At 54.0% G+C, this 20,995-nt stretch carries 22 protein-coding genes; 13 read left to right on the top strand and 9 right to left on the bottom strand.

What is annotated here, in order from left to right:
* The first annotated feature begins 143 nt into the window (after positions 1–143).
* On the top strand, positions 144–290 hold the full coding sequence (locus tag BLR09_RS25555; RefSeq protein WP_176785597.1) for a hypothetical protein: 147 nt from the start codon (positions 144–146) through the stop codon (positions 288–290).
* Between the two features lie 40 nt (positions 291–330).
* Here BLR09_RS25555 and BLR09_RS17850 read toward each other — a convergent pair whose 3' ends face one another.
* Positions 331–723 (bottom strand): hypothetical protein, encoded by a 393-nt coding sequence (locus BLR09_RS17850; RefSeq protein WP_093205295.1) that lies wholly within the window; start codon positions 721–723, stop codon positions 331–333.
* A gap of 221 nt (positions 724–944) precedes the next feature.
* On the opposite strand from BLR09_RS17850, the gene BLR09_RS17845 reads away from it, so the two are divergent.
* The 3 genes from BLR09_RS17845 to BLR09_RS17835 all read left to right on the top strand — a co-directional run bounded on the left by BLR09_RS17845 (position 945) and on the right by BLR09_RS17835 (position 3,969).
* Complete coding sequence (locus tag BLR09_RS17845) at positions 945–1,721, top strand: 3-keto-disaccharide hydrolase (protein ID WP_093205292.1); 777 nt, start codon at positions 945–947, stop codon at positions 1,719–1,721.
* 145 nt (positions 1,722–1,866) lie between these two features.
* Positions 1,867–2,631, top strand: coding sequence for a class I SAM-dependent methyltransferase (locus tag BLR09_RS17840; protein ID WP_093205290.1), 765 nt, complete (start codon positions 1,867–1,869; stop codon positions 2,629–2,631).
* A gap of 48 nt (positions 2,632–2,679) precedes the next feature.
* Positions 2,680–3,969, top strand: coding sequence for an aminopeptidase P N-terminal domain-containing protein (locus BLR09_RS17835; RefSeq protein ID WP_093205287.1), 1,290 nt, complete (start codon positions 2,680–2,682; stop codon positions 3,967–3,969).
* Positions 3,970–4,090: 121 nt separating this feature from the next.
* Here BLR09_RS17835 and BLR09_RS17830 read toward each other — a convergent pair whose 3' ends face one another.
* Together BLR09_RS17830 and dacB are read right to left on the bottom strand one after the other, a co-directional pair.
* Complete coding sequence (locus BLR09_RS17830; RefSeq protein ID WP_093205285.1) at positions 4,091–4,585, bottom strand: DUF1003 domain-containing protein; 495 nt, start codon at positions 4,583–4,585, stop codon at positions 4,091–4,093.
* 4 nt (positions 4,586–4,589) lie between these two features.
* Positions 4,590–6,053: a D-alanyl-D-alanine carboxypeptidase/D-alanyl-D-alanine endopeptidase gene (gene dacB / locus BLR09_RS17825; protein ID WP_093205282.1), complete on the bottom strand. Its 1,464-nt coding sequence runs from the start codon at positions 6,051–6,053 to the stop codon at positions 4,590–4,592.
* Positions 6,054–6,283: 230 nt separating this feature from the next.
* On the opposite strand from dacB, the gene BLR09_RS17820 reads away from it, so the two are divergent.
* The 7 genes from BLR09_RS17820 (at position 6,284) to BLR09_RS17790 (ending at position 12,275) form a co-directional block, all read left to right on the top strand.
* Positions 6,284–7,702 carry an MBL fold metallo-hydrolase RNA specificity domain-containing protein gene (locus BLR09_RS17820; RefSeq protein WP_093205280.1) on the top strand — a complete coding sequence of 473 codons (1,419 nt, stop codon included), beginning with the start codon at positions 6,284–6,286 and terminating at the stop codon, positions 7,700–7,702.
* Positions 7,703–7,803: 101 nt separating this feature from the next.
* Positions 7,804–8,757, top strand: coding sequence for an acetyl-CoA carboxylase carboxyltransferase subunit alpha (locus tag BLR09_RS17815; protein WP_093205277.1), 954 nt, complete (start codon positions 7,804–7,806; stop codon positions 8,755–8,757).
* 4 nt (positions 8,758–8,761) lie between these two features.
* Complete coding sequence (locus BLR09_RS17810; protein WP_093205275.1) at positions 8,762–9,370, top strand: HAD family hydrolase; 609 nt, start codon at positions 8,762–8,764, stop codon at positions 9,368–9,370.
* 27 nt (positions 9,371–9,397) lie between these two features.
* Positions 9,398–10,546, top strand: coding sequence for a site-2 protease family protein (locus BLR09_RS17805; protein WP_093205272.1), 1,149 nt, complete (start codon positions 9,398–9,400; stop codon positions 10,544–10,546).
* 63 nt (positions 10,547–10,609) lie between these two features.
* Positions 10,610–11,170, top strand: coding sequence for a 1-acyl-sn-glycerol-3-phosphate acyltransferase (locus BLR09_RS17800; RefSeq protein WP_093205270.1), 561 nt, complete (start codon positions 10,610–10,612; stop codon positions 11,168–11,170).
* A 142-nt stretch (positions 11,171–11,312) separates the two neighbouring features.
* The gene (locus BLR09_RS17795; protein WP_093205267.1) at positions 11,313–11,858 is read left to right on the top strand and encodes an SRPBCC family protein; all 546 of its coding nucleotides are present in this window, start codon (positions 11,313–11,315) and stop codon (positions 11,856–11,858) included.
* Positions 11,859–11,879: 21 nt separating this feature from the next.
* Complete coding sequence (locus tag BLR09_RS17790) at positions 11,880–12,275, top strand: VOC family protein (protein ID WP_093205265.1); 396 nt, start codon at positions 11,880–11,882, stop codon at positions 12,273–12,275.
* A 107-nt stretch (positions 12,276–12,382) separates the two neighbouring features.
* Here BLR09_RS17790 and lpxB read toward each other — a convergent pair whose 3' ends face one another.
* Together lpxB and BLR09_RS17780 are read right to left on the bottom strand one after the other, a co-directional pair.
* Positions 12,383–13,480, bottom strand: coding sequence for a lipid-A-disaccharide synthase (lpxB, locus tag BLR09_RS17785; RefSeq protein WP_093205262.1), 1,098 nt, complete (start codon positions 13,478–13,480; stop codon positions 12,383–12,385).
* Positions 13,481–13,516: 36 nt separating this feature from the next.
* On the bottom strand, positions 13,517–13,939 hold the full coding sequence (locus BLR09_RS17780; RefSeq protein WP_093205259.1) for a 6-pyruvoyl trahydropterin synthase family protein: 423 nt from the start codon (positions 13,937–13,939) through the stop codon (positions 13,517–13,519).
* Between the two features lie 320 nt (positions 13,940–14,259).
* Here BLR09_RS17780 and rfaD point away from each other — a divergent pair, with 320 nt between their 5' ends.
* Positions 14,260–15,225 (top strand): ADP-glyceromanno-heptose 6-epimerase, encoded by a 966-nt coding sequence (gene rfaD, locus BLR09_RS17775; protein WP_093205257.1) that lies wholly within the window; start codon positions 14,260–14,262, stop codon positions 15,223–15,225.
* A 361-nt stretch (positions 15,226–15,586) separates the two neighbouring features.
* A complete protein-coding gene (nspC, locus tag BLR09_RS17770) occupies positions 15,587–16,720 on the top strand; it encodes a carboxynorspermidine decarboxylase (protein WP_093205253.1) in 1,134 nt (377 codons plus the stop codon).
* A 65-nt stretch (positions 16,721–16,785) separates the two neighbouring features.
* On the opposite strand, the gene BLR09_RS17765 is transcribed toward nspC, so the two are convergent.
* From BLR09_RS17765 to BLR09_RS17750, 4 genes are all read right to left on the bottom strand, one after another.
* Positions 16,786–17,166, bottom strand: a complete 381-nt coding sequence (locus tag BLR09_RS17765) for a hypothetical protein (protein WP_143011148.1) — start codon at positions 17,164–17,166, stop codon at positions 16,786–16,788.
* Between the two features lie 51 nt (positions 17,167–17,217).
* On the bottom strand, positions 17,218–17,757 hold the full coding sequence (gene hslV / locus BLR09_RS17760) for an ATP-dependent protease subunit HslV (protein WP_093205248.1): 540 nt from the start codon (positions 17,755–17,757) through the stop codon (positions 17,218–17,220).
* Positions 17,758–17,918: 161 nt separating this feature from the next.
* Entirely contained in the window at positions 17,919–19,559 is a 1,641-nt protein-coding gene (locus BLR09_RS17755) for a pyruvate dehydrogenase complex dihydrolipoamide acetyltransferase (RefSeq protein ID WP_093205245.1), read from the bottom strand.
* A 179-nt stretch (positions 19,560–19,738) separates the two neighbouring features.
* Positions 19,739–20,875 (bottom strand): fatty acid desaturase family protein, encoded by a 1,137-nt coding sequence (locus BLR09_RS17750; RefSeq protein ID WP_093205243.1) that lies wholly within the window; start codon positions 20,873–20,875, stop codon positions 19,739–19,741.
* Positions 20,876–20,995: the final 120 nt, after the last annotated feature.

The raw sequence follows: 20,995 nt of genomic DNA, 5'->3' as shown, positions 1-20,995 counted from the left end.
TATCTTTTTCGTGAATTTTGACCGGCCGACTATTGGATTTTACGCAAGGGAGGGCTATTTTTGCGGCTCAATTTCTGAAATTCCGGGTAATGTTATCAGGTTCGAGTAGTTCCTGAGTTACTCGAACCAAACTACCGAAAATCATGGGTGTATCACAACTGAAGCGCAAGGACCGGAGAAACAAGGCCGTTGCCAACAACCGGATCGCTACCATCAAGCGTCTGACTCTGAAGCCTACTATCAAGAAAGTAGACGTAGAAGCGATCAAAGCTTCTTTCGAAAAGAAATAAGGCGAAACGCGGTGAGATTCACCGCGTTTTCCGTACCCCGTCAGGCCTGAGGTCCGGCGGGGTTTTCTTTTTCCCTGCCTTTGGGAGATTGTTTTTTGCCGGGGGTATTTTCCTTTTTCGGCGCGAAGAGCCGGCGGTTTTTCCGGACAAAGCGCCGCAGCTCCCGCCGGAAGTCCATCTGCAGGCGGATACGCAGGGCATTGGCGAACAGCATCAGGCCGCCGAGGAGCAGAATCAGCGCATAGCCGCCCGTCAGCACCCACTTCACCGTCGGCTCGCCCGAGCCGTACAGCCAGATCGCCCGGCCGTAAACCGTCAGGCCATAGGCAATCATCAGCAGCGAAAAGAGCGTCAGCAGGATCCACTTGGTCCGCTGGTCCATCCGCTTGATCAACTGCCTTCCCGGGGCTTTTTTATTTTCAACAATTTTCATAGTCTTTTTGGGGAGAAGAGGGGTTGTATTGAGGAGTTCAAAGTTTAGTGTTTAGAGTTTAGTGTTCAGATCTGTTGGGAAGAGTCCTGTCCACCAACTCTAAACACTAAACTCTAAACTTCGAAACCTGCCGCCGCACTTTTTTCTCACAAAAAAATACACCTCCGCCCTGTTTCCGCTAATTTCACCCGCAATCTAAATCTCAAATTTTGCTTTGACCAATGCAAACAGCTCAAAAGCTTACGCTCTCCCTCTGTTTAAGCCTTGCGGCGCTGGGTTTTGCCTCTGCCCAGGACGGCCGCGCCGTGAAGAAAAACTACCTCGTCAAGCCGGATGAAACCGAATTCTGGGATCCTGAAGTACCCACCGTAACGCCCGGTAAAGAGTACGGCGCCGCTCCTTCGGACGCCATCATCCTCTTCGACGGTAAAAACCTCGACAACTGGGTAACAGTCAAAGACGGCTCTCCGGCGAAATGGGAAGTCAAAGACGGTGCGATGACGGTCGTCAAAGGCGCCGGCAATATCTCCACCAAGCAGGACTTCGGCGATTACCAGCTCCACATCGAGTGGCGCTCTCCCAACGAACCCGAAACCCTGAAAAGCCAGGGCAAAGGCAACAGCGGTATCTTCATGCAGGGCATGTATGAGGTGCAGGTACTCAACAGCTATCAGAACCGCACCTATCGCAACGGACAAGCCGGCTCCATTTACAAGCAATCGGCTCCGATGATCAACCCGATCCGTCCGATGGGTGAATGGAACACCTACGACATCATCTATACGGCGCCGCGCTTTAACCAGAACGGCGGTGTTGAAACACCTCCGTACGTGACCGTTATCTTCAACGGTATCATCGTACAAAACCATACCAAAATCCAGGGCTCAACTGAATACATCGGCGCACCGAAAAACCTGCCGCATGGCAAAGGACCCATCAGCCTGCAGGATCACGGCAACCTGGTGAGCTTCCGGAACATCTGGATCCGCGAGTTGTAGCGATTGGTTACCATTAAAAAAGCCGGGCAGCGACGCTGCCCGGCTTTTTTAATGGTAACCAATCTTGCACGGGGCACGGGGCATGGGGAAAAGCTCATGGCTGTATGCTCTTTGCCCTTTGCGCGTAATTGCTCAACTTTGCCGCATGAAACGTCTTATTTCTTTTGTTCTGCGTACCGTACCCCGCCCTGTACTCCAACGGGTTAGCTATATTCCCCTCAAAATCACTGCCCTTTTTCTGACCGGTAACGACAAGGAATGCCCCGTTTGCGGCAAGACGTTCCGCCGGTTTTTGCCATACGGTCGCCTGCAATCGCGCGCCAACGCGCTCTGCCCGAACTGCCTGGCACTGGAGCGTCACCGGCTGATGTACCTGTACCTCAGGGAAAAGACGGACTTTTTCCAATCAAAGAAGATGGTACTGCACGTCGCTCCGGAACACTGTTTTATGGAACGGTTTGAAAAAGTTCACGGCGACGGTTACATCACCGCTGATATCGAAAGTCCGCTGGCGAAGGTGAAAATGGATATCCACCAGATTCCCTTCCCCGACAATCATTTTGACGTTGCATTCTGTAACCACGTACTTGAACACGTGGACGATTACCACCAGGCTACCCGCGAACTATACCGGGTACTGAAACCCGGCGGCTGGGCCATTATTCAGTCGCCGCAGGACTGGAGCAAACCGCATACCTTCGAAGACCCGACCATCACCGACCCGAAAGAGCGGGAGCGTATTTTCTGGCAAAACGACCACCTGCGGCTCTTCGGACAGGATTACGGACAGGAACTCGCCAAAGGCGGCTTCCGGGTAACGGAAGACCGGTTTGTCCTCGAAATGCCCCGGGAGCGCGTCGAACGCTTCGCCCTACCCAGCAAGGAAATCATCTACCTCTGCCGGAAGTAACACCTCTTCATCAATAACCGGGACGCTACGCCCCCTTTTGTACCGCTTATGAAATACCAGCCGATTCCGAACGCCCTCTTTACCCGCAACCGGCAGCGCCTGGCCGGATTGCTGAAGCCTAAATCGATCGCGGTCCTGAACGCGAACGATGTACTGCCGACCAATGCCGACGGCACCCTCCGCTTCAAGCAAAACAGCGACCTGTTTTACCTTACCGGAATCGATCAGGAAGAGACCATTCTGCTGCTCTTTCCGGACGCGCCGGACGAAAAACACCGGGAAATTCTTTTTCTCCGGGAAACGAACGACCACATCGCTGTCTGGGAAGGCTACAAATACACCAAGGAGCACGCCCGGGAAGTTTCCGGTATCAAGACAGTCTACTGGACCCGCCAGTTCGAATCGGTCCTCCGGACGCTGATTTTCGAAGCCGAGCACCTGTATCTGAATACGAACGAGCATACCCGTGCCGACGTCGTTGTCGAAAGCCGCGACGCGCGCTTCATCCGTGATTTCCAGTCCCGGTTCCCGCTTCACAAATACGAGCGACTCGCGCCGCTGATGCACTACCTCCGGGCGATCAAGCAGCCGGAGGAAATCCCCTTGCTCGATGAAGCCATCCGGATTACGGAAGACGGCTTCCGCCGCCTCCTCGGATTCGTCAAACCCGGTGTGTGGGAGTATGAGATTGAGGCAGAATTACTGCATGAATTTGTTCGCCAACGGTCGCGCGGGTTTGCCTATGAGCCCATCATTGCGAGCGGCCCGAGTGCCTGCGTGCTTCACTACATTGAAAACAGCAAGCAATGCAAGGCTGGAGATGTCATCCTGCTCGACGTGGCAGCGGAATATGCAAATTATAACGCTGATCTGACCCGCTCGATTCCGGTTTCCGGACGTTATTCCGAACGCCAGCGCCAGGTGTACGATGCCGTACTCCGCGTCATGAACGAAGCGAAAGCCATGCTCGTACCGGGTGGTTTGTGGGACGAATACCACAAGGAAGTAGGCCTCATCATGGGAAGCGAGCTGAAAGGACTGGGGCTGATTACCCAGCAGGATATTGATAATCAGGACCCTGACTGGCCGGCATACAAGAAGTACTTCATGCACGGGACGTCTCACTTCCTCGGACTCGATGTGCACGACGTAGGCAGCAAGTACCGCCGCTTTGAGCCGGGTATGGTATTCACATGCGAGCCGGGCATTTACATTCCGGAAGAAGGGCTCGGTATCCGTCTCGAAAACAATATCCTGATTACTGAAAACGGGAATACGGATATGATGGCGGGTATTCCGATTGAGGCGGAGGAGATTGAGTCGTTGATGAATTCCTGAGTCTGTGAAGTCTGTGAAGTCTGTGAGAAAAAAGGCTCACAGACTTCACAGACTTCACAGACTTCACAGACAAAAAATGCAACAAAAAGGCCGTTCCGGAGTCGGGGCGGCCTTTGCTGTCTTAATGCGCATTTCGCTGCCGCAGTTCAGCCACTTCATTAATCAGTATATCCAGCTTTTCGTGCAGGCACTGGATTTCGATTTCGGATTTGAGGTTAACCGCGTAGTCGTTTCGCGCCCGTTGCCGGTCTTTGGCCTCCTGCCGGTTCTGGCTCATCATGATAATCGGCGCCTGCACCGCTGCCAGACAGGACAAAATCAAGTTGAGCAAAATGAACGGAAAGGGATCAAACCGAAGCAGCCAGGCGACAGAATTAAAGACAATCCAGACAAACAGAAATCCGGAAAACAACAGGATGAATTTCCAGCTGCCGCCGAATTCAGCTACCCGGTCGGCGAGCCGGTTTCCGAACGTAATGTCCGTATCCGTTTCTGTCTCGACGATGCGGCGGGTGATGAGCGACTCATCCACAATCGTCTGATGCACAACCTGGTGCACTTCACGATAAGGACTATCTTCCAGCAAACTATTGGTGAGTTTATGGTGCTTTTTCATCGATTCAGAAGTCAACCAGTTGGACCATTAATTTCTCCATGACTTTTGCCGGAGAGCCAAAATCGGCGTCATAGTTTTCCATGTAAAAGGCAAAGGCATACTTCTCTCCGTTTTTTGCGGTGAAATACCCGGCATACCCGCGTACTCCGCCGATGGTACCGCTTTTGGCCCGGACATTGCCGGCGGCGCGGGTTTTCTTTCCGAGGTTCCGCAGCGTTCCATCCCGACCCAGTACGGCGATACTTTCATAAAAAGCAGGAAAGTAGGGTTCGTTCGAAACGCGTGCCAGCAGGTCTGTCATCGCTTCTGCGGTAACGGTCGTCTGTGGGGAAAGGCCGCACCCGTCCTTCATCCGTAACCCCGGAAATACCAGTTGTTTTGCAGCCCATACCTTCTTCAGTGCATCGATTCCGGCGTGAGTATCGTTGCCTTCGTTGAGTACCACGGCGACGGTCTTCAGAAATGCCTCCGCGTAGAGGTTGATGCTGTAGTAATTACACTCCCGGGCGAGGTCCTTCAGCGGCGGAGACTTCAGTACGAGCAGCGTATCCCGCCGGGCGGTATCTGCCGGAGTAGCCAGCGACGGACCTCCCGCAACGCCTATTCCATTCTGTATCAATGTATTCCGCAACGAAAGCGCCGCAAACCGCGCCGGATCTGGAATACTTCCTTTTACCGGAAATTCTGCTTTCCCTTTCGGAACCGTTCCGTTCAGAAAAAAGGTATTGCCCAGGGGTGTTACATTGATGTTGACCTGATCGCCGGAACCCGCTTCACGTGTGGTTACGCGGTTGACAACTGAAACCGCCGGGAGCTCGGGCTCCAGGCGCAATACTTCCGTCGGGTCTCCGATGGTGGCGCCAGGGCGGAAGACAAACCGGGCGATGTTTTCGTCAATGTTCAAACCGCTGACGCCGGCGCCGTAATAGTTGCCCAGGTCTTCCCACATCCAGCCGTCGGGAATGGTATTGGAGTCGAAGATACCGGCGTCGGCGACAACCGCTCCGGTCACATACCGGATGCCTTTTTTGCGAACAGCAGCGAGGCATTCCTGAAAAACCCCTGCCCGGTCCGGGTAGCCTTTGAAGCGCCCGCTGCCGAGGGAAGGGTCTCCCGACCCACGGAAGTATACATTTCCAATGAGTGTATCCCCGCGGATGATGCCGTCGGTTTCGAGGACTGTCGCATAGGTGTAATTTTCGTTGAGGACGGCCATTGCCGTCGCCGTCGTCAGTAACTTAATCGTGGACGCCGAGGGAAAAGCCTTGCGCTGGCGCCAGTTGAGAACGGTCTCACCGGTCTTGCAAGCCTTGATCGAACCGGAGATACGGCCGTGTTGGAGAAAAAGACTATTTTCCAGGGAATCGAGCCGGCGGAGAAACCGGTCGCGGACGAGGGTGTCGGGAACCTGTGCCAGGATGCCCGTGTTGGCAAATAAACTGACAACCAGCAGGGTAATTTTATTCATACACGTTTGATCACTCAATCATTGCCCAACTTACTAATTCTTTTGGTAGCTTTGTCCGGATTGACCAATCGGTTACGATTTCTGCCTGTTCCGGAATCGCATTTCCGCCAACCCGCCGGTATCTTTCTTACCCGATTATCCCGGCGAAAATTTTCCGGTCTCACAGTACCTGCTTTCCCCCGGGGAAATGACAAGGAGAAAGTGTCCGCAACAGCGGCTTACGATATACAATGAAACTAACGTTTTGGGGTGCTGCCCGACAAGTGACGGGCAGTATGTATTTACTGGAATTGGAGGATGGCTACCGCATTCTGATCGACTGCGGTACCGACATGGAGCGGAATATTGAGGAAGAAGACGAAAACCGTCGCTTTTTTCCCTTCGATCCCGCCACTGTCAACCTCGTTCTGCTCACCCACGCTCACATCGATCACTCCGGCAATATTCCCAACCTCTTCCGGGACGGATACGAAGGACAAATACTCTGTACCTCAGCCACGTATGATCTGACACGTCTACTCTTACTCGATGCTGCCCACCTCAACCAGCGCAAGCTGCAACGGGCCGTCGGCGATTCGAACAAGAAGAAAAAGCGCATGGCCCGCCTCGAAAAGAAGGGGGATCTTTACCTCGACAAGCAGGTGGAAGACGCGCTCGACAACTTCGTCCCGATCGCCTTCAGTCAGAAGTTTCAGGTTCGGGAAGGTATCTGGGTAAACTTTATCCCTGCCGGCCACCTCCTCGGAGCGGCGCATATTGTCCTCGAAATCGCGGAAAACGGGCGGAAGAAGTCCATCTGCTTCTCCGGCGACCTCGGCCGGAAGAACTACCCGCTGCACGAAGAGCCCCATCCGGTGCCGGAAGTGGACTACCTCGTCTGCGAAACGACCTACGGCAGCCGTCTCCACGAAGACGAGCGCACACCGGAAGAAGCGCTATCAGACGTCATCCGGCGGACCTGCATCAACATACCGGGCCGGCTCATTATCCCTGCGTTTTCGGTCGGCCGCACCCAGGCTTTGCTCTTCACCCTCAACCGGTTATACAGCGAGCAGGGGTTCAAGCCGATCCGGGTTTTCAGCGACAGCCCCCTCGCTCATTCGACGACGCGGGTGTACGAAAAAAACGTCAAACTGCTGAATGCCGATGCCCAGGCTTTTCGCCAAAAGCACGGTTCGCTGTTTGATTTTCAGAACCTGACGTTCATCGAAAGCGAAAAGGCGAGCCGTGCCATTTCCAATCACCGCGAGCCCTGTATCATTATTTCGGCTTCCGGGATGATTTCCGGAGGACGGGTGGAACAGCACGTTGCCGCCAATATCAGCAACCCCTACTGCACCATTCTGCTCGTCGGATATGCCGCGGAAGGCACGCTCGGCTGGCGCCTGATGAACGGGCAGAATACCCTGAAAATCAAGGACCGGGAGATGAACGTCATGGCCAAGATCGAGAAGATCGACATTTTCAGCGGTCATGGCGACCAGCACGATCTCCTGCGGTTTGTCAAGGCACAGTCTCCCGAAAAACTGAAACAGGTATTCCTGATACACGGAGAAGAAGGATCCATGCAGGTATTTGCCAATCTGTTGAATGAAAACGGTTACCGGCACGTCGAAATCCCGGAAAAGGGCCAGACCTACGAGCTCTGACCCTGCAGAAACTACCGGCAGATTGCCTGCATTCTGTCTATCTGTTATTACTTTTGCCCGACCGGCCGTGACGTTGGATCACGAAAAGGAAAAACCACTTTATGCGAACATTACTCGACTTTGAACGCCCTATCGCCGAACTGGAGGCCCGGATTGAAGAAATGAAACGGTTGGCCGCCGAAAAAGACCTTGATGTGTCCTCGGCGACGGCGGTTCTGGAAGAACAGCTCATCGACTTAAAGAAGGAAACGTTCCGGAACCTCACCCGCTGGCAGCGCGTACAGCTCTCCCGGCACCCGGACCGCCCCTACTCCCTCGATTATATTCAGCGTATCTGCGACGATTTTATTGAAATTCACGGGGATCGCCAGGTTGGCGACGACAAGGCTATCGTGGGCGGTTTCGCCAAGATCGACGGTCGCCCGGTGATGATCATCGGCCAGCAGAAAGGCCGCAATACCAAAGACCGTCAGTTCCGCAACTTCGGGATGCCCAATCCCGAGGGTTACCGCAAAGCCCTCCGGCTCATGAAAATGGCCGAGAAATTCGGCGTTCCGGTGATTTCCCTCATCGACACCCCGGGCGCTTATCCCGGTCTCGAAGCCGAAGAGCGCGGACAGGGTGAAGCCATTGCCCGCAACCTCCGGGAAATGTTCGTACTTCAGGTTCCGGTTATCTGTGTGGTGATCGGGGAAGGCGCTTCCGGCGGGGCACTCGGTATCGCGATCGGCGATCAGGTACTGATGCTCGAAAACACCTGGTACTCGGTCATTTCGCCTGAATCCTGCTCATCCATCCTCTGGAGGAGCTGGGATTACAAGGAGCAGGCGGCCGAAGCCCTGAAGCTGACCGCTTCTGACATGATGGGTAACGGACTGGTAGACGGTATTATCCCCGAACCCCTGGGCGGCGCGCACCTCGATTACGATGCGGCCTCCGAAATCCTCAAGGCAGAAATCCTCCTCCAACTGGACAAACTGGAAGCCATTCCGGCCGAACGACGGATCGATCAGCGGATTGAGAAGTTTTCCGGCATGGGTGTCTTCGTGGAATAGCCCGATGGTCAAAAACCTGATCTTCGATATGGGGAATGTCATCATCGACATTGACATTCCCCGTACCTATAATGCCTTCGCCGGCCTGGCCGGTATCTCTTCGGAAGAGGCAACCCGTCTTTTCCACGAAAAGGCCTTCTTTCACCAATACGAAATCGGGAAGGTCAGCGATGCCGAATTCCGCGACCTGATGCGTCGGGAGTTTTCGGCCAGCTGGTCTGACGCCGACATCGATACGGCCTGGTGCGCGCTCCTTCTCGACATGCCGGTGGAACGCCTCGCCCGCATCCGGGCCCTGCAACAGCAGTACAACGTCTTCCTGCTGAGCAATACCAATGCCATTCACGTAAGGGAAATATGCCGGCGGGCCGAAGCCCTCGGATATGATTTCCTGAGCCTTTTCCGGATTCCGTTCCTGTCGTATGAAATGGGTTTCATGAAGCCCGACAGCGGATTCTACGAAGAAGCGCTCCGGCGTGGCAACCTGCTTGCCGAAGAAAGTTTGTTTATCGACGACAACGCCGACAATATCCGGGCGGCCTCTTCCGTAGGTATTCAGACAATATGGCTGAACCCCATCGGAAGTCTGCTCGACAAAGTCGCGCACCTCTGATCCACGGGTCGCCCAACCTGTGTACGCATGACGCCACGCCTTCGATTGTACCTGATTCAGGCAGGGCTTTTCCTGATTACTATTCTGACTACTACCATTGCCGGCACCGAATGGCTGAACGGCGAGTCGCTGTTTGCAGGCGAGTACTGGCCTTCTCTCCGCGACCTCGGGAAGGGCCTGGCTTTTTCGCTGCCGTTTCTGGCAGTCCTGACGGTGCACGAGTTCGGGCACTACTTTACCGCCCGGAAAAACCGCGTCAGCGTTACCCTGCCATACTTTCTGCCGCTCTGGCTCGGCCCGTATACCACTATCGGTACGATGGGCGCGTTTATCCGCCTGAAAAGCCGGGTACGGTCCAACATCCAGTACTTTGATATTGGTATCGCCGGGCCGCTGGCAGGCTTCGCCGCCGCGCTGGTACTGCTCTGGTACGGGTTTACGCATCTTCCCCCGGCAGGGTATGTCTTCGCACTTCATCCTGAATGGAAGGCCCTTGGCGAGCAGTATGCTTCTTATGTATACACGCCGGAAGCCCTGAGCGAGCGCGGAGCCGTTGGGTTAGGGGATAATCTCCTGCTGCTTTTTTTTAAGAAATACGTGGCGACTGGAGCAGTACCGTCCAGTTTCGACATGGCACATTACCCTTTTCTGTTTGCAGGCTACCTGTCGTTGTTTTTCACAGCGCTGAACCTGTTTCCAATCGGGCAGCTCGATGGCGGGCATATTCTGTACGGATTGATCGGCGAGCGCGGGCATCGTGTCGTTTCTCCGCTGATTTTCATCGCATTTCTGTTCTACGCCGGGCTGGGTTGGTTTCGCTACCAGGATTTTATTCTGGCCGACCCGATGGATTTCGCCATTCAGTCGGGCTATCTCCTTGGCTATGCCGGATTACTGTTCTGGTGCCTGAGCCGGCTCGACGCGTCGAATTGGACCATCGCTGCGATTGCGCTCGGCATTGTCCTTGTTCAATTGGGTCTTACCTGGTTTTTCCCGGAGATTGACGGCTACCGAGGTTTCCTCCCGTTTGCAGTCATGCTGGGGCGTTTTCTGGGAATCTATCACCCGCCGGCCGAGATCGACGTACCCATCGGCTGGAAGCGGAAGGTACTGGGCTGGTTTTCACTGCTGGTCTTCGTGCTTTGCTTCAGCCCGACGCCGTTTGTGATTTATTAGCGGGCAGAATGTTTTGTTTCCGTGAAAAAAAGGGACTAATTCGGCCCTGAAAGCACCTTGACTATGTTACGCAGGCTGGCCGCATGGCTTTTTCGTCTGGCTGGCTGGACCGTTTCCGGCCCCGTTCCCCACAACTTACCGAAGTTTGTTTTGTTTGTGGCGCCACATGCAACGTCAAACGACTTCTACGTCGGCGTAGGCGCGCGGGCCTATATCAATATCTGGATTTACTACCTGGCGAAGAAGGAGTTATTCCGGCCGGCGCCGGTGTCGTGGTTTTTGAAGAAGATGGGGGGCTATCCGGTGGATCGGAGCCGGCACCTCAATTTTGTCGACAGTGTAGTGGCCCTGTTCAACGAGCACGAGGAATTCCGGATCTGCGTGACACCTGAAGGAACGCGAAAGGATGTATCCGAACTCAAAACCGGATTTTATTACATGGCACTTGGCGCGCAGGTGCCGATTGTTTTCTGCGGGTTTGACTATGGGCGGAAAGCGGTTCTTTTCGGAGAACCCTTCTACCCTACCGGCAACTGGGACGCCGACAAAAAGGTAATGGCGGCTTTCTTCAATCAGGTTCAGGGAACGCGCAAGTCCTGGATCCGGAACTACCTGAATACCTGACGATTTCCCCCGTAGCTTCTTTCTTTTTTTCCCTTTTTTCCATTTCTTTCCGAAGGAATCCATTCTCCTGTTTACCGCCTTCCTGACAGCCTTTTCCGGCTGAATAATTGACCTATTATCAACCTTAACAACTTCTCCTGACATGAAAAAAATTCTGTTGTTCATCGGCGGTCTGCTGGTGCTCGTCATCGGCTTTTTCCTGATTGCCGGCCTCTTCATTTCCAAGGAATACCACTTCGAACGGACGATCTCCATCCATGCGCCTCAGGCAGTGGTCTGGGAAAATGTCAGCAAGTTTGCCAACCACGAAAAATGGAGTCCCTGGAAAGATCACGATCCGAACATGAAGGTGAAAATCGACGGACAGGACGGCACCGTCGGCGCGGTCTACAGCTGGGAAGGAAACAAGGAAGTGGGCAGCGGCAGCCAGACGATGAAAGTGCTGACGCCGCAGTCGCGCGTGGAAACCCTCCTTCTCTTCAAAGAGCCGCAGGAAAGCGAAGCGAATGCCTTCATCGCGTTGAAGCCGCAGGGACCAAACACCACGGATGTTACCTGGGGGTTCGATTCCGAATTTCCGTATCCCTTCAATGCCGTCTTCAAACTGTGTATGGACATGGATGCGATGATGGATCAGGATTTTTCCAAAGGTTTGCAGAAACTCAAAACCCTCTCGGAGGGCAAGTAATTACCCAAAACCGGCATACACATGGAAAAACTCAGCGCTGCTACCAACGCCCTCAACTGGTTTGAGATCCCGGTCACGGACACCGCCCGGGCAAAGGCATTTTATGAAAAACTGTTTGATATTTCCATGCATAGTATGGATATGATGGGCATGGAGATGACGTTCTTCCCGGGATCGGAGGAAACGAACGGAAAAGTTTCAGGAGCATTGGTGAAGGGAGATATGCACAAGCCCTCGATGGACGGCGTCGTGATTTACCTCAATGCCAATCCGCATATCCAGGTGGTCCTGGACCGCGTCGAACCCAATGGCGGGAAGATCCTGATGCCTAAGACCGCTATCGGCGATGACATGGGCTATATGGCGTTTTTTGTTGATCCGGAAGGAAACCGGATGGCGTTGCATGCGAATGGGTAGGGGTTTCTCACAGAAAGCACAGAATACACAGAAAATAAGAGATCCTTTGCTTCGGCGAAACAACTGGAACCTGCTTCTGTGTATTCTGTGCTTTCTGTGAGAAAAAACTACTTATCAGTCAAATACCTCACCATCAACGCCCCCGCCCGCTCCGAAGCTCCGGGGCCGCCGACTTTCTCCTGCACCTCCCGGTATCCAACCAGCATTGCCTCACGGTCGGGACCATCTATGATTTTCTTCAGTTCAGACGTTACTTTTTCCACCGAGAAATCCTGCTGAATCAATTCCCGGACGACTTCCTTATCGGCAATCAGGTTAACGAGCGAGATATACGGGACCTTCACCAGGCGTTTGGCGATCTGATATGTCAGGCCGTTCATGCTGAAGCAAACGACCTGCGGTACGTTGAACAGCGCTGTCTCAAGCGTGGCGGTACCCGACGTTACGAGCGCCGCGTGCGCCACGGAAAGCAGGTCGTATGAAGCATCGGTAACGCTTTTTACCTCTGCGGGAATCTCCGCGTATAGTTCATCCGGCAGGTTGGATACCCGGGCGACCACGATCTGGTATCCCGGGAAATTCCGGGCGGCAGCGAGCATCGTCGGGAGCATTTTTTTCACCTCGCTGGTACGGCTGCCGGGGAGCAGGGCGATCACGGGGCGGCTATCGAGCTGACTGCGGAAAGCCGGGGCCGGCCGGAATGCCGTAATGGCGTCCATGAGCGGATTACCAACGTAATCGGTCTCATAATCAAACTTCCGGAAGAAATCGACTTCAAACGGAAAAATGCAAAACAGCCGGTCCACAACCCGCTTGATCTTCCAGGCCCTTTTCTGGTTCCAGGCCCATACTTTGGGAGAAATGTAATAGAAGGTCCGGATGCCGTGCTTTTTCGCGAATTCGGCCATGCGGAGATTGAATCCGGCATAGTCGATCAGGATGAGTACGTCGGGGCGAAACGCGAGGATATCCCGCCTGCACTCCGCCATCTGACGGCGGATGGTACCGATATTCCGGGCTACTTCGACAAAACCCATGAAAGCCGAGTCCCTGTAGTGATGCAGGAGGCGCGCACCGGCCTCTTCCATGCGTTCACCGCCCCAGGCCTGTATGTCGGCCGAAGCATCGTGTTCCCGGATTCCCCGGATGAGGTTGGAACCGTGCAGGTCGCCGGAGCGCTCGCCCGCGATCAGAAAGTACTTCATAGTCAGACAAGAGGAGCAGGTCTCCCTGCTCCTCTTTTACTCGCCGAAATAGTCGACAAAATTCTTCGGTGTCTCGATCAGCCGGAGCGAGTGCAATGTGCTTCGCCCGTTGGTCAGCGCCGTCACCTGTGGCGCCAGAATAGTCCAGAACTCCATGATCATCACCTCGCAGGTAGGAATTTTTCCTTCCAGGAAGGGAACTTCGATGTTCAGGTTGCGGTGGTCGACCTTATCGACGATCTCGCGCTTGACGAGATCTCCGAGCTGTTTCATGTCCACCACAAAACCGGTTTCCGGATCGGGTTTACCTTTGACCGTGACGATCAGTTCAAAATTGTGCCCGTGGTAATACGGGTTCGCGCAGGGGCCGAATACCTCCTGGTTTCGTTCGTCGCTCCAGTTGGGGTTGTAAACCCGGTGAGCGGCGTTGAAATGTTCTTTACGTGAAATGTAGACCATCGTTCAGTGAATTTTCCTCTTTCTACCCTCCCCGGTGGGAACGACGTAGCACCGGTTGAAATAGGCCGCAAAGGTAGTTCTTTTCCTTCTCCGTCCCAAAGGAAAACAGCGGAAAACAGTCGTATCCAGGAGAAGACCAATCCCCTGATTTACACTATTCTACCTGCCGCCTGATTTCGCTATTCGCACTTTCATCTTTCCATAATACAATTTATTCTCCAAATCTTGTATAGGTTATTGTTTACCGGCGCTGTACCTTTGTTTACTTTACGCAAAGTGAAGAGGTTGCATCAAACTACTCATTCCACTGAGAGTATCTTATGATTGTCGTTACCGGGGCCGCAGGCTTTATTGGCAGTAACCTGATTCAGCGGTTGAACCAGGACAAGTTTAGCTTTATCATTGCCGTCGATGATTTTTCCGATCCGGAAAAACGGAAGAATCTGGAAGGCAAGCAGATTCAGGAGTATGTCGACCGGGAGCAGTTCTTCACCTGGCTCGACCAGAATTACCACGAAATCGAGTTTATCTTCCACATCGGCGCCCGCACCGATACCACGGAGTTCGACTACGCCATTTTTGACCATCTCAACGTCAATTATTCGAAGCAGATCTGGCAAAAATGCGTCGCCTACCAGATTCCTCTGGTCTATGCCTCTTCGGCGGCGACGTATGGTCTCGGCGAACTGGGATACGATGACAACGAAGCGCTCATTCCGCAGCTCAAGCCGCTCAATCCCTACGGCGAATCCAAAAACCAGTTTGATATCTGGGCCCTGGAACAGGAAGAAAAGCCCTTCTTCTGGGCTGGTTTGAAGTTTTTTAACGTCTACGGACCGAACGAATACCACAAGGGGCGGATGGCGTCGGTTATCCTCCACGCGCACCGGCAGATTACCCAGACCGGGAAAATGAAACTCTTCCGGTCACACAATCCGGAGTACCGCGACGGCGAGCAAATGCGTGATTTTGTCTATGTCCGCGACGTGGTCGATGTCTGCCTCTTCCTGATGTACAGCCGCAAGCATTCCGGCATCTACAACCTCGGAAGCGGCAAAGCCCGTACTTTCCTCGACCTGGCCACCAATACCTTCCGGGCCATGAACCTCGAGCCGGATATTTCCTTCATCGATACCCCGGAAGACATCCGCGATAAATACCAGTACTTCACCGAAGCCAACATGAGCAAACTCCGGGCGATCGGCTACGAAAAGCCGTTTCATACCCTGGAAGAAGGCATTGCCGATTATGTCGGGAATTATTTGAAGCTGGGGAGGTATCTGTAGGCGTTGGGCGATAAGCTATAGGCAATAGGCTTTAAGCAAGAGTTGGCTGCAGCCTTAGTACAGAAATAGCAAAAAGGATGTTTCACTTGTTGAAACATCCTTTTTGTTTCTATCAATACAGCTATCGCCCACAGCATACTGCCTACAGCCTATTGCTTAAAGCCTGTCGCTCATTACCACAGCCTATTCCCTTCCGGATCTTTCTTTCCGGTTTTTTAGTTACCTGCCCCGGGGAATAGTCTATTTTTGTCCCGTCTTTTAATCCGGACGCTGCCGCTGGCTAAGAGCCTATGGCCTACTGCTTAAAGCCTGGCGCTCACAGCCGCAACCTCCCAATCAGCACTCCCAACAACAACCATACATGAATTACGATCTCATCCCGTCCCCGTGCTTCGTCCTCGAAGAGGCGAAACTGAAACGCAACCTGCAGCTTCTGCGGGACGTTCAGGACCAGGCCGGAGTGGAAATCATCTGCGCGCTGAAAGGCTACGCGATGTTCAGTACCTTTCCCATTCTCAAAAACTACCTCGCAGGCGCCACCGCCAGCAGCGTTCATGAAGCGCGCCTCATCAACGAAGAGTGGGGTACCAAAGCGCATAGCTACGTTCCTGCCATCCGGGAAGACGAAATCGACGAACTCATCGATCGTTCCGCCTACCTGACGTTCAACTCCTGGCGGCAGTTTGAGAAGTTCGGCGCCAAAGCCGCCGCAGCCGGCGTATCCGTTGGCATCCGGATCAATCCGCAATATTCAGAAGTAGCGACCGATCTGTACAACCCCTGCGTACCCGGCTCACGCCTCGGCGTAATCCGCGCAGGACTCCCCGATCAGCTGCCGGCCGAAATCGAAGGATTGCATTTTCATACGCTGTGCGAGAACGATTCGCACACGCTCGAACGTACCCTGGAGCATGTCGAGCAGCGCTTCTCCGACCTGCTGATGCAGGTCAAATGGCTCAACATGGGCGGCGGGCACCTCATTACGCGGGCCGACTATGACCCGGCCCATCTCGTGCAGGTACTGAAGAATTTCAAAGCCAAATTCCCGCATCTGAAGATAACCCTTGAACCGGGCTCGGCGGTTGGCTGGCAGACCGGCGTGCTGGTCTCTACCGTCCTCGACGTTATCGACGCGCAGGGTATTCCGGTAGCCATGCTCGATACCTCCTTCGCGGCACATATGCCCGACACGCTCGAAATGCCCTATAAGCCGCGCATTCTCGGCGCAGACCAGGATCCGGTTCCGGGCAAGCCGACCTACCGCATGGGCGGCACCACCTGCCTGGCCGGAGATTACATGGGGGATTACAGTTTTGATCGGGAGCTTCAGGAAGGAGACAGGATCATTCTCGACGACATGATCCACTATACCATGGTGAAGACGACGACCTTCAACGGCGTCAACCTGCCTTCCATCGGCATCTGGCGCGAAGACGATACGTTCGAGCTCATCCGGAGTTACGGGTACGAAAGCTATCGCGATCGCTTGTCATAGGCATAGGGCGGAGGGCATGGAGCATAGGGTAGCTCACGTTTACACCCCATGCTCCATGCCCTCTGCTACCTCACCCGAACGTACGCCGAATGGCACCCCTCGTAACACGGAGGGTGGATAGTCAGCGTATCGCCGGAGATTTTATACCGCACAGTGCCGTTCTGGAAGGAAAGCGTCGAGTCTGTATACAAATACTGTCCCGACGAAGATTTATTGCGGATGTTGCTTTCCCAGGTACCGTTTTCCCGGAACCAAAGCATCTGCGCCGGGTTAGCCGGAATTTTAGTGATATAGTAACCAGCACCCGGAGAGCTTCCTTCCTCGAAAAGCTGCCAGTTACCCACCAGCCCTTCTCCCGAAACGCGGTCGTACAGTTGCTTGTCACTATCCTTCTTGCAGGAAGCGAGGACCGGCAGGATCGCCAGAAAGAGTACCAGTCGTTTCATAGTATTCTTTTTTTCCGGAGACACCGCAGCCCGCTCCCACGTTGGAATGCCTCAGGAAACCTTCTCTACCACCAGGTTATGGTTTGTATAGATGCAGATATCCGCAGCGATGTGAAGGCTTTCACGGACCATTTCCTCGGCCGAAAGATTCGGCGCATGTTTCTTCAGCGCAATAGCGGCAGCCTGGGCAAAATTGGACCCTGAACCAATCGCGGCGATGCCGTTTTCAGGCTCCAGTACGTCGCCCGTACCGGAAATAATCAGCAATTCCTCTGCATTGGCCACGATGAGCATGGCTTCCAGCTTGCGCAGGTAGCGGTCGGTCCGCCAGTCCTTCGCCAGCTCGATTGCCGCGCGCTTCATGTTCTGACCGTATCCGTTGAGTTTTTCTTCGAAACGTTCGATCAGCGTAAAAGCATCGGCGGTACTGCCGGCAAACCCGGCGACAATCTTTCCTCCGGCAAGCTTCCGAATCTTGCGGACATTTGATTTGGCAACGGTATTGCCCATGGTTGCCTGCCCATCGGCGCCGACAACCACTTCTCCGTTATGTACAACACCGAGTACGGTGGTGGAATGGACTTCTGTCATGGATGAAAAGCTGTTTTTGGTTTACCGTTTTCAGTTGGAAACCCGGTCCAACCTGAAAATAGTATAGCGTACCCTTTCTAAAAAATTACGGTTTCCAACTGGCCCCAATCCTGCGGACGACGACCAACTGAAAACCGTAAACACAAAAACTGCAAACCGACTTAGACAAGCATCCGCATCGGATCTTCCAGCAACTGCTTAAACGTCTGGAGGAAAGCGGCTCCGGTAGCGCCGTCGACGGAGCGGTGGTCACAGGCCAGGGTCACTTTCATGATATTGGTGGCATAGAATTCACCGGCATCATTCACAGCTACGGTTTTCTTGATTCCGCCCACAGCGAGAATACAGGAATCCGGCGAGTTGATGATCGGGTTGAACTCTTCGATGCCGAACATACCCAGGTTGGAGATACTGAAGGTTGAGCCTTCCATATCCTTCGGCTGGAGTTTTTTGTTCTTGGCTTTGCCGGCGTAGTCTTTCACCTCGGTGGAGATGGTCGACAGCGTCTTCTGATCAGCATTCCGGACAACGGGTACCACGAGGCCATCCTCTACCGCTACTGCCACACCGATGTTGATGTAGTGGTACCGGCGGATCTTGTCGCCCAGCCAGGAAGCATTCACCGCGGGGTGTTGCTTCAGCGCCAGTGCGGCAGCCTTGATGGTGAAATCGTTGAAGGAAATCTTCGCGGAAGCAACTTCGTTGAGTTGCGTACGCAGCTGGATGGCCTTGTCCATCGTGATTTCCATCGTCAGATAGAAGTGCGGAGCCGTGTACAAGGACTCTGCGAGACGACGGGCGATGGTCTTGCGCATTTGCGAAACCGGCAGGTCCTCGAACTCGCCGGCAGGCGCCGGAACAGCCACGGGCGCAGCAACCGGAGCCGGTGCTGCGGCAGGTGCAGATGCAGCCGGAGCAGCAGCAGGTTTCGGGGTAAAACTGTCGAGATCGCGCTTAACGATACGACCGTTTTCACCGCTGCCCGTTACGTCAGACAGGTTGATACCCTTGTCTTTCGCAATGGATTTAGCCAGCGGGGAGGCCTTCACGCGGCCGTCGGCGTCAGCTATAGCCTGTCCGTTGCCGGAAGCGGCAGGGGAAGCAGCCGGAGCGGCGGCAGGTTCGGCAGCAGCGGGAGCCGCTACGCCGTTTTCTGCGTCGAGAATCGCCTGGAAATTGGCGCCTTCTTCACCGACAATCGCGATGATCTGGTTTACCTTGGCGGCAGCGCCGGCTTCTACACCGATGTAGAGCAGCGTACCGTCTTCGTAGTTTTCGAGCTCCATGGTGGCTTTGTCGGTCTCGACTTCCGCCAGGATGTCTCCGTTTTTCACCTTGTCTCCTACCTTTTTGACCCAGTTGGCGATGACGCCTTCGGTCATGGTATCGCTGAGGAGCGGCATGCGGATCGCCGTTGCCTTCACAGTAGAGAGGTCTACTGCCGGTTTGGCGGCCGCCGGAGCCGGTGCAGCAGGAGCTTCCGGAGCTTTTTCTTCTTTTACTTCAGGGGCCGCTTCAGCTTTGGGAGCAGCGCCTCCGTTGAGGAGCGCCTGGTAATCTTCTCCGGGCTGACCCACTACTGCCAGTACGCCGTTTACGGCAATCGCCTGGCCTTTCTCGGCGGCTACGTACAGCAGGGTGCCGTCCGCGTAGTTTTCCAGTTCCATCGTAGCCTTGTCGGTTTCAACTTCAGCCAGGATATCTCCGGATTTAACGGTATCGCCCACTTTTTTGAGCCACTCGGCGATGACCCCTTCAGTCATCGTGTCACTCAAAAGGGGCATACGAATTACTTCTGCCATGTGTAAACAAACGGAAAGGGTTTAGAACAGAATTGCGATTCAAAAATACGCCCGATTCTCACATTTCGGCACCTCTTCCGGGGAAGATTTACGATTTGCCTGATTATCAGGAGGCGCGCAGTGATGGAAACAGCCGCCTCCGGCTATTAGGTTCCGCTTCCTGCGCGATGGGTCTGAAATCAGATATTTCCGGCTACCGGCGCAGGAACGGCCGTTTTAGCCGCCTGCTGCAGGAGGTACTCTTCCCGCCCGTAGCGCAGCAGCACGCGGTAGTGCGACTGAAGTGCCGTCCAGAACGTCCGGTTTTCGATGTAGGGAATGCCGTGATCGGCTGCAGTCTGCCGGACAATGCGGGAAATCGCCGGATAATGTATGTGGCAGATTTTGGGAAAGAGGTGGTGCTCTACCTGAAAGTTGAGCCCGCCGCAAAGGAAGGCCGCCAGCTTGCTGTCGACCGAAAAGTTGGCCGTCGTCTGCATCTGGTGTACCGCCCAGGCTTCTTCGATATTTCCGTCGCCGTTGGGTTCCGGAAACTCTGTATGTTCAACAATATGCGCCAGCTGAAATACCAGGCCGAGGGTCAGTCCTTCAAAAAAATGCATGACCAGAAAACCGATCACAAACTGCCACCAGGTAATCGACAAAAACACCAGCGGAAAAACAATGAACAGGGTGTAGTAAATGGCCTTGAAGAAGAACAGGTTGAAATACTCCTTCCGCGGGTGGTGCCGGTTGCAGGTCTTCCCGATATCGTTTTTGAAGAATTTCAGGTAGTCTTTCCGGAGTACCCAGCTGAGTGAAGCCAGCCCGTACAGCAAAAAGGAATAGATATGCTGAAAACGGTGTACGAAAGTCACCGGCTCCTCGTCGCCGATCCGGATCAGACCCGGCGCGATTTCCAGGTCTTCGTCGTGCCCGGGAATATTGGTATACGTATGGTGAACGATATTATGCGTGATACTCCAGACATACGGGTTTCCTCCGATCAGGTTAAACGTCAGGCCGAGGCGCCTGTTCAGTTTCGAATCCGAAGTGAAGGACCCGTGCACGGCGTCGTGGCAGATATTAAACCCGATAAACGCGCAGGTCATCCCCAACGCAATAGCCAGTACCAGCATCACCCAGACGTTGAACTGATCCGAGATTATCAGCCCGTACAACAACGCGAACAGACCCAGAAAAAAGAAGGTCTTATTCCACATAGCCTGATTGGCCTGTTTGGGTAGCTGATTTTCTTCGAAATAGGCATCTACTCGCTGGCGGACATCGGAAAAGAAAGTTGATCGGCGTTTGTCGAGGAAACGAAGTTTGGTCATTCAAGAAGATAGGTGAAACTGAAGAGGATTAATCGCCAGCAGGTTTAACTAGTGGAAAGGTACAATTCATCAAACATACATCTTTAGAACGGTTCTTTTGGGAGAATCCATATAAAAAAC

The sequence above is a fragment of the Siphonobacter aquaeclarae genome (assembly GCF_900103285.1).
GTDB lineage: Bacteria > Bacteroidota > Bacteroidia > Cytophagales > Spirosomataceae > Siphonobacter > Siphonobacter aquaeclarae.
The sequence above is the reverse complement of the archived record's forward strand: the minus strand, read 5'-3'. Positions and strand labels throughout refer to the sequence as shown.